Here is a 12076-nt window from a genome sequence, read left to right as displayed (position 1 = left end):
GCGACGGCAACGGCCTGAATGCTCGGCGGCACCACCGGAACCACCTGAGCGGCCAACTTACGGTCCAACTCCTCGGCCGACCCGGCCCGCACCAGCAGCACCTCCCCGGCGTACGGCCTGCCGAACAGGACGCTCCGGTAGGCGCTCCACAACCCGGTCGTCGAGCTGTGGAACACCAGCCAGCCCGGGTGGGCCGTCCGCACGGAGTCACAGGTTCGATCAGAAAGCTCAGATCCTTGACGATCCGTCCAGGCCGACAGCATCATGCCGCCCTCCCACCCGGCGAACGCCGTCCATCGGCGGTCACCGTCTCCCCACCTGGCGAACCCCGCTCCCCGCTGGGTTCCCCGTTCCGTGCTCCGGAGGGCGGACGACCGGCCCCACCCCTCCTACGCCGAACCGGCGCCGGAGAAGGCTGTGGCGAGAGCCGCATCGCCCGGATCATCTCGGCCTCCCGCATCCGCTCCTCCAGCCCATCGGCCGTGGAGTCCTCCACGATCACCGGTCGGGGACCGTCCCAGGCGGCCACCGCGTAGAAGGCACGTCGTCCCAGGCTGTAGAGCACCGTCCAGTCCGCCCAGGCCAGGTCGATCCGCTCGGCTTCGGCCCGCGCTGGGCCGTCCCAGAGCCGCCGATACACCGGCTCATACGGCTGGCCGTCCCTGTGGCGTCCCGTCATGAGGTGACCTCCTCGACGAAGGCGGCGGCGCGGGCGGTCTTCTCCTGCTCGGCGATGACGGCCTGGACCTCGTCGAAGGTGTCGGCGTCCACCGCCGACTGCGCCCCGGCCCGTACGGCGGCGAAGGGGAAGACGTGGTTGCGGAAGGCCCAGAACCGGCCCGCGTCACTGATGAGCAACCGCCAACCCGGGATCACCGGGCGGCCGGGGGTGTGCTGCATGACCTGAACCTCCAAGATCCGACCAGAGGCATGCCTGGCCAGGACGTTCGCCAGACGGGCCTGCCCTGCGGGACAAGAGACAGCCGAAACCCGAACCGGCCGCCTGGCCGTACGAGCACGAGCAACAAGGCATCGAGGCCGTACACCGAAGTGGTGAGGCTGGTGCACACGAGTCCAGATGACCCCCGGCCGAGGAACCGTGGGGAACGGACGCCGAGCCCTCCTGGGCAGCGGTGGCCGCGTGGGCCGTACCGGTTCCACAGGCACAGGCTCCGGAACCGCGACCGGCCCAAGATCCGGCTGCCCACCACCATCCGGTACGGCCTTCGCGGCCGGAACCATCGCGGGCGCCACCGGCTCAGGATCGGGCTCGGGTCGGCGCTGAGCGGGTACCAGCGGAACCACCTCGGCGGGCGCGACCTCCACCGGAGGCCGGGGAGCGGGAAGAACCTGCGGACCGTACTCACGACGGGCCTGGAGACGGGCGTTCATCAACAGCCCGGACGGCTGCACGTACTCGTGCCCATCCTGCTGCGAACACCCGTGGGCGTAGGGAGAATGCCCGCAGCGGGCGCATCCCATGGGCAGCGGTACGGCACCGGCGAAGCAGCCGCAACCGTCCCGAGCCGACGTGTCCGGGCTGGAGTCCCGGGCACTACTCTTACTCACGTCAGGAGTCACCTTCCTGATAGAGGGCCTGTCCCGGCGACGCAACCGTCGGGCAGGTCCGTTTTTGGACCAGGGTGTTGCTCATGAGGAGCACCACTGGCGGCAGGAAAAAGATGAAATGGCAGGTCAAAGCCTTCGCAAGCTGAAGGCCCTATCAGGCCCTATCACACGCGGGCCTGATAGGTTCTGGCGGTCCCGGGTGGGGCGCGCCCTCGTACGCTCCAGCCCATGTGGGAACGGGAGCCGAACAGGCCAGTCTGGGAGCAGGTGACGGAGATCTTGCGAGACCGTATAGCCTCCGGCACCTACAGACCGAAGCAGCCCATCCCGAGCCTGCCGCACTTGATGGAGGAGTTCGGGATCGCGCTCAACACCGCCCGGAAGGCCGTCCATGCCCTCGTCGCCGAGGGAAGAGTGGAGACCGTCCGAGGTATGGGGACCTTTGTGATCGCTCCTGATGAAAAGAACCAGGAGTGACGTCGTAGGCCGTGTTGCGAACGGGCGGCGGCCGTCTGGGCGGTGCCTCGATCTTCTTGACAGAGTGTTCATCTCACCCCGCTTCCATTCGGATACTCATAGTGGCCTAGTCGCGCTGAAACTTCAACACCAAAGTTTGGTTGTCATAGTTAGCTGCACCTGGTGGCAGTGCGTCTGACGGTAGGAGAGAACGTGAGTCACAGCCCAACGCTTCGGCGGCGTCGCCTCAGCGCGCTGCTTGTCCGGCTTCGTGAGGCATCCGGGCTCACCGTGGAGGAAGCCACCCGCCGACTGGAATGGTCCCGTGGGCGGCTCACCCACATGGAGCGCAACAAGTGGACCCGGCCAGATGTGGGCAACATGACCGCCCTGCTGAACGTGTACGGCGTCACCGATCCTCAGATGCGAGAGACGGTCCTCGAACTCGCACGCCAGTCCCGCACGAAAGGCTGGTGGGCCGAGTACGCCGAAGTGTTCCGTGGCTCGCTGCCGGGCTTCGAGGCCGAAGCATCCGAGATCCTCAGCTACGCCGCGCTACGCATCCCCGGCCTGCTTCAAACCCCTGACTACATGGCAGCGGTGATGCGAACGGGCACGCTCGACGAGCGGATGATCCAACGCCGGATAGAGGGACGCATCGCCCGGCAGAAGATCCTGCGTAGAGAACAGCCCCTGGTGTTCCAGGTGCTGATCGACCAGGCCGCACTGAACAAGGTCGTCGGCGGACCCAAGGTCATGCGCGATCAGCTTCGGCACATCGTCGCCCTCTCGGAACAGCCCACCATCACCGTGCATGTCATCCCGGACAGCGTGGGGGTCCATGCCGGGTTGGACGGAGAGTTCAGCATTCTCCGCTTTCCCGAAGATCCCAGCCTCGTCTACCTCGAAGCGGCCACCAGCGATCTCTATCTGGATGATGCCGAGGAGGTACAGGCGTATACCCTCATATTCGACCAAGTCCGTGAGGTGGCGCTGCCTCCACGCGAGTCGGTCGCATTCCTCGTGGACCTCGCCCACCGATTCGACGAGTAAGGCAAAGATCATGGACCCAGCTCAGTCCATCACCTGGCGCAAGAGTTCGCTCAGCGGTGCAAATGGGGATAACTGCGTCGAGGTCACGACGGACCTCCCCGGCCTGGTGGCCGTCCGCGACAGCAAGAACCCCTCCGGCCCGGTTCTGGCGTTCACGGCTGACCAGTGGCGTTCTTTCCTCCTCCGGACGAAGACCGGCGACTTCGACGCCTGACCATCTTCACTCCCAGGGACCCCGGCACCCCTCACGGCGCCGGGGTCTTGCTTGTACAGCGACCCACCCGCACAGTGAAAATCAGGAACCCAAGAAGGCGAGGAGCAACCATGTCCCCCGACCTGTCCAACGCCGAGTTCCACAAGAGCAGCCTTACCGCCAACAGCAACGACTGCGTGGAGGTAGCCACCAACCTCCCCGGCCTGGTCGCCGTCCGCGACAGCAAAGACCCCTCCGGCCCCACACTGACCTTCAGCGCCTCCAGATGGAACGCCTTCGTCAACGGCGTAAAGCTCGGAATATTCGACGTCTAACCCACGATCCCGTCATCATGGACAGAGCCCCACAGCCCGAGGCCGTACTCAAAAATGATCAACGCTCTGACCTGCACCGCTGCACTACCGCCGGACTGCCGCAGAAACAGCCCCAGCCACCCCCGCGCGGACATACCTGACCTGGGACTTTACCCTCGGGTTCCTCATCACCCTGAAGGGTTCGCAACTGCGTCGCAGGTGCGTCAAGATCATTAATTGGCCTTGTTCCTCATCACCCTGAAGGGTTCGCAACAAGATCTCGCCGAGGGGGGAGTCACTTCCGCTGAAGTTCCTCATCACCCTGAAGGGTTCGCAACACGTGCGGGTCGTGCAGGAGACTGCGGACGTCCAGTTCCTCATCACCCTGAAGGGTTCGCAACATGTCCTTGCGGGTGCGGCGGACGGGGGTCCGGGTGTTCCTCATCACCCTGAAGGGTTCGCAACGTGTTCCGGGTCAGGTCGAGGTCGCGTTCCGCAGCCCGTTCCTCATCACCCTGAAGGGTTCGCAACGTCGTGACCAGGACGGCGGGCCGCAGAGAGTCCGGCGGTTCCTCATCACCCAGAAGGGTTCGCAATCCTGTCCCCTGACGGCGTCTCGACCGGGTGAGGGTTCCTCATCACCCTGAAGGGTTCGCGGCCCGCCCGTCTCGACCGTGGCGTCGATCGGGGCCCGGGTTCCTCACCGATCGCGCCACGGCCGGACAGCAGGTCATCGGTGACATCGAAGGGTTCCGCAACCGGCTGCCGCGTCCCCTCGAAGTCCTAGCCGACAAGCCGCACAGGTTCGCCCCACGAACCACCTCAGGTCTAGGCGAACAGGTCTCGCCGTACGCCCGCTGCTGTGAAGAGGTGATCGCGGGAGGCCTCAAGGTCGTGTCGTAGGCGGTCGAGGTCTACGTCGAGTAGCCGGCCCCGCCATTTGCGGATCTTTCCGGCGACAAGCACGGTTTCGACGTTGCCTCGGTCCATCAGGGAGACGACCGCCCCCGGCACGTTGTTGAGCGGGGCGACGTTGAGCGCGGTGGCGTCGAGGATGACGATGTCGGCCTGTTTGCCGGGGGTGAGCGTGCCGGTCCTGTCGTCGAGTCCCAGGTCCCTGGCGCCGTTGACGGTCGCGTATCTCAGCACGTCCCGGACGGTGAGCAGTTCGGGGGTGCCCGGTGACACGTGTCCGCCCCGGTCGAGGACCATCTGGTTGACGACCATGCGCTGCATCGTCAACGCGGAGCGCATCAGCGTGAACGGGTCCGCGGCCATCGTCGTCTCGACGTCCGAGCTCAGCGAGGGCTCCATGCCCAGTTCCCGCATCGTGAGGATCGGCGGGGTGCCGTGCCGCATGACCATCTCGATCGGGAAGGCCAGCGAGACCCGCGCGCCCGCGTCCCGGATTCGCTTCCAGGTCTCGTCGGACATGCCGGTCATGTGGATGAAGAGGTTGTCCGGACCCACCCGGACCCCGTCCTCACCCCTCGCGATCCTCTCCAGGTCCTGCCGCATCGTCCCCCACGAGCCGACCGCGTGGGCGGCGATCCGTACGCCCAGTTCGCGGGCGATCGCCCAGGACCGGCGGTGCGCCTGCCCGCCGAGGTGGATCTCACCGCCCATGACCATGGTCACCAGCTGATCGTCCGTGGGGAACCACCGTTCCCTGACGCGGTAGGCGTCCTCCGGATACCGGGACCCGGTACGGCCTGCGCCCTCGAAGAGGCCGAACGCGGCACGCCGCCCGGTGTCGACCAGCGCCTGGACCGTCGCGTCGGTGTGCTCCGGGGAGTGGTGGATCTGCGACACGTCGAGCACCGTGGTGACCCCCGCGTCGAGTTGCGAGAGTCCCGCGAACAGCACGTTGACGTACACGTCCTGCGGCCGGTAGGCCGGGGCGAACCTCCCCAGGATGTGCTCGCCGTAGTTGGGCTGGGCGCTCGGCGAGCCCGACCCGTCGTCGGTGAGCAGGCCGTTGGGCAGGAAGGCGCGCTCGGCCGTCTCGAACTGGTGGTGGTGCGTGTCGACGAACCCCGGCATGACGACACGCCCCCGGGCGTCGATCACGTTCGCGTCCTGGGCGTCGAGGCCGGGGCCGACCGCGACGATCCTGCCGCCCTCGACCAGGACGTCGGCGTCCTCGAAGTCGCCGACGGCCGGGTCCATCGACATCACCGCCCCGCCCCGGATGACCAGGCGACCACCGTCGGGGGGCGCGGGCTCGTTCTCGTTCCACTCGCTGGACATGGGGGTCTCCTTCGCGAGGCACCAGCCACAGGGGGATGAGCACGACATATCGAGTTGATGTGTCTACTCGCCACGGTACGCCCATGAGTGGACATGTCAACTCATGGGTTAAAGTGCCCTCATGGCACAGCTGGGACTGACCGAACGCGAACTCCGCGCCTGGCGGACGTCCTTCCTGATGGTCGAGTTGCTGAGGACACGCGTCGAGCAGCAGTTGCAGGCCGACGGCGGCCTGTCCAACGCCGACTACACCGTGCTCGTCCTGCTGGCCGAGGCGCCGGAGCGGCGGATGCGCGCCTACGAACTCGGCCGGGTCGCGGGCTGGGAGAAGAGCCGCATGCACCACCAGCTCACCAGGATGGAACGGCGGGGCCTGGTCACCAGGGAGCCGTGCGGTTCCCGTGGCGTGTACGCCGTACTCACCGCGGAGGGCCTCGCCGCGCTCAGGAGTGCCGCGCCTGGCCACGCCCGGGAGGTCCGGCGCCTGTTCGTCGACCCCCTCACCCCCGAGGAGCTCGAACGGTTCGCCGACGTCGCCGCCAAGATCCTCGACAACCTCCAGGCCGACGCCCAGCCGTAGGAGGCCGGGACGTCGTCGACGCCGCGTACGGGGTCACCGCGCGGAACGCGGCAGCGGGAGCCGTCGTCTGTGACGACCCGTTCGACCCGGGCGGCGCCGTGGAGCGCCGTCAGCGGGAGACGGTCTGCCGGGCGAGGAGTCGTCGCACGAAGGCCGTGACGCGGGCGGGGTCCTCCTCGGCCATGAAGTGGCCCGCGTCGATCGGTTCGTAGGTGAAGTCGGGTGCCCAGGCCCCCCAGATCTCGGTGGGGTCGAACCCGAGCAGGCTTCCCCAGTCCTGGGAGATCGCCGCGACCGGCATCGTGAGCCGCCGCCCGTCGGCCCGGTCCGCCCGGTCCATCTCAAGGTCGACGCTCGCGGTCGCGCGGTAGTCGGCGACGATGGACGGCACCGCCTTCGACGAGGCCGCGATGTAGTGCTCCCGGAGCCGCGGCGAGAAGGTGGTTCCCGTGGGGTCCCAGGCGTCGAGGAACGACGCGAAGAACTCCCCGGCCACGGCGCCGATCATCTTCTCGGGCAGCCCCGGGGGCTGCGCCATGAGGTAGAGGTGCCAGGCGACCTTGGCGTCGACGCCGTGCAGGACGTCCCAGGTGTCCATGGTCGGGAGCACGTCGAGGATGCCCACGTGGGTGATCGTTTCGGGGTGGTCGAGGCCCGCGCGGACGGCGACGAGCGCGCCGCGGTCGTGTCCGACGACCGCGAACCTGTCGTGCCCGAGCCGTGCGACGACCGTGACGACGTCGTCGGCCATGGTGCGCTTGGAGTAGGTGTCGGGCGAAAGTGCGTCGGGCTTGTCGCTGTCGCCGTAGCCGCGGAGATCCGGAGCGATGACGGTGTGGTCGCGGCTGAGCTCCTGGGCGACGGCGCTCCACATGAGGTGCGTCTGTGGGAACCCGTGCAGGAGGACGACGGGCGAGCCCTGGCCCGCGTGGGCGACGTTGAGTTCGGTTCCGCCCGCTCCTGTGACGCGGTCGTAGGTGAAGCCGGGGATGGTGAGGTCGGTCATGGCGGTGGGTCCTTCGGTCACTGGTGGGAATCGGGGGTGGCCGGGGTGGGGCGGCCGGAGAAGATGCCGTGCTGGTCGGCGCTGACGCCGCTTCGCAGAGCCGGGATGAGGACGGAGTCGACGAGCGCCTCGCGGTAGCGCCGATCGGTGCTGAGGCCGTTGAGCTTGCGGATGACGAGCACGGCCGCCGCGACCTCTTCGTAGGCGAACGGGTCGGCGGACGCCGGAAGCTCGCCCCGGTCGATCGCGGCCCGCAGGACGGCGTCGGGAATCCGGGCGCCGGTGGGGCCCGCGGACTCCTCGATGTGCCGGCAGAGTTCGGGGTCCCCGAGGCCCGCCTGCATGATGGCGAGACTGACCGGAGATCCGGCCTCCACGGTCGCCTCCAGCCGCTCAAGGAGAGCGAGCAGGTCACCGCGGAGTGAGCCCGTGTCGATCGGGTCGGGTTTGTTGCCCGCGGCCGGACCTGCCTTGATGGCCGCGACCACCATCTCCTGCTTCGTCGCCCAGCGGCGGTACAGGGTCCGCTTCGAGGCCTGGGCCCGGCGGGCCACCTCCTCGAACGTCACCCCGTCGATGCCGGTCTCGCTCAGGAGCGAGAGGACGACGGCGAGGATCTCGCTCTCCCTGGCCGCGTCGCGTGGACGACCGGGAGGCTTCGCGCTGGGCGCACTATTAGGATACGGCACGAGTCGTATCCTAATAGACAACCGCGCGCGAATCCAAAACCGGGAACCGTCACGGACGCCTAGCCGTCCTCGCGCACCTCGCCGACCGGCCTTCTGACGCCCACTCCCTCATCCGGGGTGAACCCGAGACGCATGATCATCTGTGGGTGTTCGCCGGACAGCAGTTCCTGCCGGGCGAACTCCCGCAGGTGGGCCATCTCCAGGGCCTGGGTGTGGAAGGCCGCCCGGACGTCGTGCGCGGCGGCGTGCAGCAGGACGCGCTGGAGCGCCTGCCCGGCCGCGATCCAGTCCTCCCTGGAGTCGGCCAGGGTGGTCAGCGCCGCCACCAGCCCGGTCGAGGTCGCGGTGAACCGGTCGGACTCCTCACCCCACGGACGGCCGTGGGCGTAGTCGCGCTGGGGGAAGGCGGGCTCGGTCGTCACCGGCTCCCGGGGGTAGGCCTCGGCGGGGACCCCGTCCACGTGCCCGCTCTCCGGCGGCCTTCCCCAGCGGATGACGTCGAGGGTGAACAGCGTGGCCTGGGACTGCACCTCCTGGGCCGCCTCGGTGAGCGCGGCCAGCACCCGCACCGCGGCCGTCGAGCGGATCGGCGTCAGGCGTGCCCCCTCGACCGCGGCCTGCTGGACCAGTTCGTCGACCAGCCGCTCCGGAACCGGCCGGTCGTCGAACCCGGCCCGGTGGGTGCGCCGCCGTTCGACCTGGCCGTACAGCGTCACGGTGTGCTCGTCCGGCTCGACGTGCTCGCCGAGCCGTACGGTGGCCAGCAGGGCGGGGCGGTCGGGGTCGGGGAGCACCCGCACCGGCGCCTCGTGGCCCAGCGCGCGCAGCGCCAGGCGCATGTTCGCCAGGGCGGCGCCGCAGCTGATCAGCATCTCCCTGCCCGTGACGTCGCCGGCCCGCAGCCTCCTGTCGCTGTCGGCCCGCAGGGCGATCTCCTCTCCGTCGACGGCGAACGACCAGGGTTGGGTGTTGTGCACGGACGGCGCCCACACCGCCGCCTGGAGCGCTGTGTCGATCGTCTTCGTGACGTCCTCGGCCCGCATGGCTTCCCCTCCCTCTCCCCATGACGATCCCCCGGCGGCCGGTGCGACGTCAGCGCCGAAAGTCCCCGATTCGGAGGACCTATGGCCACCCGCCGTCGGCGTGACCTGGAGTCGGCCGAAAGACTCCGGCATCAGGGACTTCCGACCCTCGTCAAGCGGCCTTTCCCGTAGTGAAATGCGGGCAGCCGCGGCATCGTGCCGCCTCGGCCCCGCCCGTACGGCGACCTGGCGGGACCACGACCCGACAGGAGGAAACGTGGACCCCTGGCTCCTCACATACGACGGTTTCGACCCCGCCCACGAGGGGCTGCGGGAGATGTTCACGACGCTCGGCAACGGCTACTTCGCCACCCGGGGCGCCGTGCCCGAGGCGCGGGCGGACGACGTCCACCACCCGGGCACCTACGTCACCGGCTGCCACGCCCGGCCCGCCGGACGGCCCGCCGAGGACGAGGACCTGGTCAACGTGCCCAACTGGCTGCCCCTCACCTTCAGGGCCGAGGGCGGCGACTGGCTCGTCCCCGGCGGAGCCGAGCTGCTGACCTGCACGCACACCCTCGACATGGGCCAGGGAACGCTTTCGCGGCTGGTGCGGGTCCGTGACGACGCGGGCCGGATCACCAGGATGGAACAGCGGCGCCTGGTCTCCATGGCCGACCGGCACCTGGCCGCCCTGACCGCGACGATCGTCCCGGAGAACTGGGAGGGCATGCTCCAGGTCCGCTCCGCGCTCGACGGGCGTGTCACCGGCTCCCCGGCCGCCGGGAACGGGTGGGAGGAGCTGACGCCGATCTGCGCGCACGCCGCCCACGGGGTGATCGAGCTGCTGACGCGCATCGCGGCCTCGGGCGTCGAGGTCGCGCTCGCCGCCAGGACGACGCTGGCCGGGGGACGGGCCGGGCGGGTCGTCGAGGAGGGCGTCGGCAGGGGCGTCGAGGAGGGCTGGGTGCACGACGACCGCGCCGTGTGGGTGCGGGCGGGCGAGGAGGTGACCGTGGAGAAGGTCGTGGCCCTCTACACCTCGGCGGACCGGGCCGCCACGGAGAGCGAGGCGTCGGCCAGGTCGGCCGTGGTGCGCGCGGGCTGCTTCGCGACGCTGTTGAGACGGCACGCGACCGCCTGGGAACGGCTGTGGGTGAACAGGCACCTGTACGCCGAGGACCCCCGTGCCCAGCAGGTCCTCAACCTGTACGTCTTCCAGCGCGCGCAGGCCGTCTCCCCACGTCCGCGCAGGGCCACCGTGGAGATCGACTTCGCCGAGGGGTGGGGACTGACCCGGACCCGCGTGTTCGCCGAGGCTGACCGCCGTGGATGATGGGACTTTCGCCTCTGCCCCGGTAACCGGTCACCAGACGAAGCTGGCAGGCATGAACGTCGACTCGGCCGGACTGGACGTGCTCTCCCGCCAGGAGTGCCTGGACCTGATCTCCTCGGCCATCATCGGACGGATCGTCTTCACCGATCGCGCCCTGCCGGCGGTGCAGCCGGTCGCCTTCTATCTCGACGGTGAGGACATCGTCATCCGGACCGGCACCGGCTCCAAGCTGGCCGCCGCCACCAGGCACACCGTGGTCGCCTTCGAGGTGGACGAGTTCGACGTTCACACCCGCACCGGCTGGTCGGTCACCGCCGTCGGCCGCGCGCACGCCGTGTCCGATCCCGGGCAGATCGACCGGCTCTCGCGGCTGCCGCTGACCACCTGGGCCCCCGGGGAGCGCAACCACTTCATCGTGGTCCGCGCCGAGCAGGTCTCCGGCCGCCGCCTCAGACGCTGACACCACGTTCCGACACCCTCCGGGAGGCGCCGACGCCGTCCCGGTCTTTCGCGTTCCCCGCTCTCACCCCAGGGGGACGCTCCATTCGAGGTGGGTGCCGCCCTCGGGGGGCGAGACGATGGCGAAGGAGCCGCCGAGCTGTTCGGCGCGTTCGGCCAGGTTGCGCAGCCCGCTGCGCCTGCCGTCCTGGGGCATCCCGGTGCCGTTGTCGGTCACCGTCAGGATGAGCCACTCACCCCGCGCCTCCACACTCACCCCGGCCTTGGTCGCCCTGGCGTGCCGTACGACGTTGGACAGCGCCTCCCGCAGTACGGCCAGCAGGTGTTCGGCGACCGCGGCGGGGACCTCGTGTTCGAGCCGCCCTTCCATCTGCAGCCCCGGCATGAAGCCCAGGTGGCCCCGGGCCCCCTCGACCAGCTCGACGATCTTCCCGCGCAGCCCGGCCTCGGCGTCGCCCTGGGGCGTCTGCAGGGCGAAGATCGTCGAACGGATCTGCCTGATGGTCGCGTCCAGCTCGTCGATCGCGTTCTGCAGCCGGGAGGAGGCCTCGGGCCGTTCGACCAGCCGTACGGTGCTCATCAACGTCATGGCCACCGCGAACAGCCGCTGGATCACCACGTCGTGCAGGTCGCGGGCGATCCGGTCACGGTCTTCGAGGAGGCCGAGCCGTTCGGCGTCCATCCTGCTCTCGGCCAGTTCGAGCGCGATGGCCGCCTGCCCGACGAAGGCGTGCAGGGTGAGCAGTTCGGCCTGGTTGAACGGCATGCGGCCCGGGTGCTTGCCCAGGGACAGCACGCCCCGCACCGCCCCCTCCGCGCCGATGGGCACCGCTGCGATCGGGCCGAGCGACATGTGCTCGGCGACCGCGGCCGGGGTGGCCGCCTCGGCGGGGGCGGTGACCATGAGCGGCTGCCCGCTGGTCAGGGACTGCCCCTCGAAGGAGGCGCCGACCGGGACCCGCTCCCACGTGCCGGGGACCTCCTCCTCGGGGCCGTCGGCGATGATCACCTTCAGGTGGTCGCCCGACCCGTCGGGCAGCAGGACCGCGGCCACGTCGGCGCCCGCCATCTGCCTGGCCCGCCGCGCGATCAGGGTCAGCACCCGCTGCGGGTCGGCCCCGGACAGCAGGCTGGTCGTCACCTCGGAGG

The 12076-nt window shown here is 69.4% G+C and carries 15 protein-coding genes and 1 CRISPR repeat array; of the genes, 7 read left to right on the top strand and 8 right to left on the bottom strand.

Annotation, left to right across the window (positions count from 1 at the left end; translation table 11 throughout):
* The 3 genes from ABZ463_RS41365 to ABZ463_RS41355 form a co-directional block, all read right to left on the bottom strand.
* Nucleotides 1–203 (bottom strand): hypothetical protein (locus tag ABZ463_RS41365; RefSeq protein ID WP_362785645.1); only part of this gene is annotated, 203 nt, incomplete at its 3' end.
* A 59-nt stretch (nucleotides 204–262) separates the two neighbouring features.
* Nucleotides 263–679 carry a hypothetical protein gene (locus tag ABZ463_RS41360; RefSeq protein ID WP_362785642.1) on the bottom strand — a complete coding sequence of 139 codons (417 nt, stop codon included), beginning with the start codon at nucleotides 677–679 and terminating at the stop codon, nucleotides 263–265.
* Nucleotides 676–900 carry a hypothetical protein gene (locus ABZ463_RS41355; RefSeq protein WP_362785640.1) on the bottom strand — a complete coding sequence of 75 codons (225 nt, stop codon included), beginning with the start codon at nucleotides 898–900 and terminating at the stop codon, nucleotides 676–678. Before ABZ463_RS41355 ends, ABZ463_RS41360 begins: the two co-directional genes overlap by 4 nt.
* An 897-nt stretch (nucleotides 901–1797) precedes the next feature.
* On the opposite strand from ABZ463_RS41355, the gene ABZ463_RS41350 reads away from it, so the two are divergent.
* From ABZ463_RS41350 to ABZ463_RS41335, 4 genes are all read left to right on the top strand, one after another.
* Nucleotides 1798–2046, top strand: coding sequence for a winged helix-turn-helix domain-containing protein (locus ABZ463_RS41350; RefSeq protein WP_362785637.1), 249 nt, complete (start codon nucleotides 1798–1800; stop codon nucleotides 2044–2046).
* A gap of 192 nt (nucleotides 2047–2238) precedes the next feature.
* A complete protein-coding gene (locus ABZ463_RS41345) occupies nucleotides 2239–3078 on the top strand; it encodes a helix-turn-helix transcriptional regulator (protein ID WP_362785634.1) in 840 nt (279 codons plus the stop codon).
* A gap of 10 nt (nucleotides 3079–3088) precedes the next feature.
* Nucleotides 3089–3292, top strand: coding sequence for a DUF397 domain-containing protein (locus tag ABZ463_RS41340; RefSeq protein WP_362785631.1), 204 nt, complete (start codon nucleotides 3089–3091; stop codon nucleotides 3290–3292).
* 110 nt (nucleotides 3293–3402) lie between these two features.
* Nucleotides 3403–3606, top strand: a complete 204-nt coding sequence (locus ABZ463_RS41335; protein ID WP_362785628.1) for a DUF397 domain-containing protein — start codon at nucleotides 3403–3405, stop codon at nucleotides 3604–3606.
* 159 nt (nucleotides 3607–3765) lie between these two features.
* Nucleotides 3766–4309: a CRISPR direct-repeat array (repeat unit 29 nt; unit sequence GTTCCTCATCACCCTGAAGGGTTCGCAAC).
* A gap of 104 nt (nucleotides 4310–4413) precedes the next feature.
* Here ABZ463_RS41335 and ABZ463_RS41330 read toward each other — a convergent pair.
* Nucleotides 4414–5835, bottom strand: a complete 1422-nt coding sequence (locus tag ABZ463_RS41330) for an amidohydrolase family protein (protein ID WP_352013585.1) — start codon at nucleotides 5833–5835, stop codon at nucleotides 4414–4416.
* Nucleotides 5836–5956: 121 nt separating this feature from the next.
* On the opposite strand from ABZ463_RS41330, the gene ABZ463_RS41325 reads away from it, so the two are divergent.
* Nucleotides 5957–6415, top strand: a complete 459-nt coding sequence (locus tag ABZ463_RS41325; RefSeq protein ID WP_362785625.1) for a MarR family transcriptional regulator — start codon at nucleotides 5957–5959, stop codon at nucleotides 6413–6415.
* A gap of 109 nt (nucleotides 6416–6524) precedes the next feature.
* On the opposite strand, the gene ABZ463_RS41320 is transcribed toward ABZ463_RS41325, so the two are convergent.
* From ABZ463_RS41320 to ABZ463_RS41310, 3 genes are read right to left on the bottom strand one after another with little or no spacing between them, the layout of a single operon-like run.
* Nucleotides 6525–7421 (bottom strand): alpha/beta hydrolase, encoded by an 897-nt coding sequence (locus tag ABZ463_RS41320; protein ID WP_362785623.1) that lies wholly within the window; start codon nucleotides 7419–7421, stop codon nucleotides 6525–6527.
* A 17-nt stretch (nucleotides 7422–7438) separates the two neighbouring features.
* A complete protein-coding gene (locus ABZ463_RS41315; RefSeq protein WP_362785620.1) occupies nucleotides 7439–8110 on the bottom strand; it encodes a TetR/AcrR family transcriptional regulator in 672 nt (223 codons plus the stop codon).
* 59 nt (nucleotides 8111–8169) lie between these two features.
* On the bottom strand, nucleotides 8170–9153 hold the full coding sequence (locus tag ABZ463_RS41310) for a hypothetical protein (protein ID WP_352013589.1): 984 nt from the start codon (nucleotides 9151–9153) through the stop codon (nucleotides 8170–8172).
* A 256-nt stretch (nucleotides 9154–9409) separates the two neighbouring features.
* Between ABZ463_RS41310 and ABZ463_RS41305 the strand changes: the two genes are divergently transcribed.
* Both ABZ463_RS41305 and ABZ463_RS41300 read left to right on the top strand, forming a co-directional pair.
* Complete coding sequence (locus ABZ463_RS41305) at nucleotides 9410–10468, top strand: hypothetical protein (RefSeq protein WP_362785617.1); 1059 nt, start codon at nucleotides 9410–9412, stop codon at nucleotides 10466–10468.
* A gap of 52 nt (nucleotides 10469–10520) precedes the next feature.
* Entirely contained in the window at nucleotides 10521–10928 is a 408-nt protein-coding gene (locus ABZ463_RS41300) for a pyridoxamine 5'-phosphate oxidase family protein (RefSeq protein ID WP_362785614.1), read from the top strand.
* Between the two features lie 63 nt (nucleotides 10929–10991).
* Here ABZ463_RS41300 and ABZ463_RS41295 read toward each other — a convergent pair.
* A partial coding sequence (locus ABZ463_RS41295) for a GAF domain-containing sensor histidine kinase (protein ID WP_362785612.1) occupies nucleotides 10992–12076 on the bottom strand: 1085 nt, incomplete at its 5' end.

The organism is Streptosporangium sp. NPDC020145 (assembly GCF_040631275.1).
Taxonomy (GTDB): domain Bacteria; phylum Actinomycetota; class Actinomycetes; order Streptosporangiales; family Streptosporangiaceae; genus Streptosporangium.
Note: the sequence above shows the minus strand (reverse complement) of the source record. Positions and strands in the feature narration are given on the sequence as shown.

What these genes read in the sequence shown, in the direction of transcription:
- ABZ463_RS41360 (WP_362785642.1), bottom strand. Translation starts at nt 679, where the DNA reads ATGACGGGACGCCACAGGGACGGCCAGCCGTATGAGCCGGTGTATCGG.
- ABZ463_RS41355 (WP_362785640.1), bottom strand. Translation starts at nt 900, where the DNA reads ATGCAGCACACCCCCGGCCGCCCGGTGATCCCGGGTTGGCGGTTGCTC.
- ABZ463_RS41350 (WP_362785637.1), top strand. Translation starts at nt 1,798, where the DNA reads ATGTGGGAACGGGAGCCGAACAGGCCAGTCTGGGAGCAGGTGACGGAG.
- ABZ463_RS41340 (WP_362785631.1), top strand. Translation starts at nt 3,089, where the DNA reads ATGGACCCAGCTCAGTCCATCACCTGGCGCAAGAGTTCGCTCAGCGGT.
- ABZ463_RS41335 (WP_362785628.1), top strand. Translation starts at nt 3,403, where the DNA reads ATGTCCCCCGACCTGTCCAACGCCGAGTTCCACAAGAGCAGCCTTACC.
- ABZ463_RS41330 (WP_352013585.1), bottom strand. Translation starts at nt 5,835, where the DNA reads ATGTCCAGCGAGTGGAACGAGAACGAGCCCGCGCCCCCCGACGGTGGT.
- ABZ463_RS41325 (WP_362785625.1), top strand. Translation starts at nt 5,957, where the DNA reads ATGGCACAGCTGGGACTGACCGAACGCGAACTCCGCGCCTGGCGGACG.
- ABZ463_RS41320 (WP_362785623.1), bottom strand. Translation starts at nt 7,421, where the DNA reads ATGACCGACCTCACCATCCCCGGCTTCACCTACGACCGCGTCACAGGA.
- ABZ463_RS41310 (WP_352013589.1), bottom strand. Translation starts at nt 9,153, where the DNA reads ATGCGGGCCGAGGACGTCACGAAGACGATCGACACAGCGCTCCAGGCG.
- ABZ463_RS41300 (WP_362785614.1), top strand. Translation starts at nt 10,521, where the DNA reads ATGAACGTCGACTCGGCCGGACTGGACGTGCTCTCCCGCCAGGAGTGC.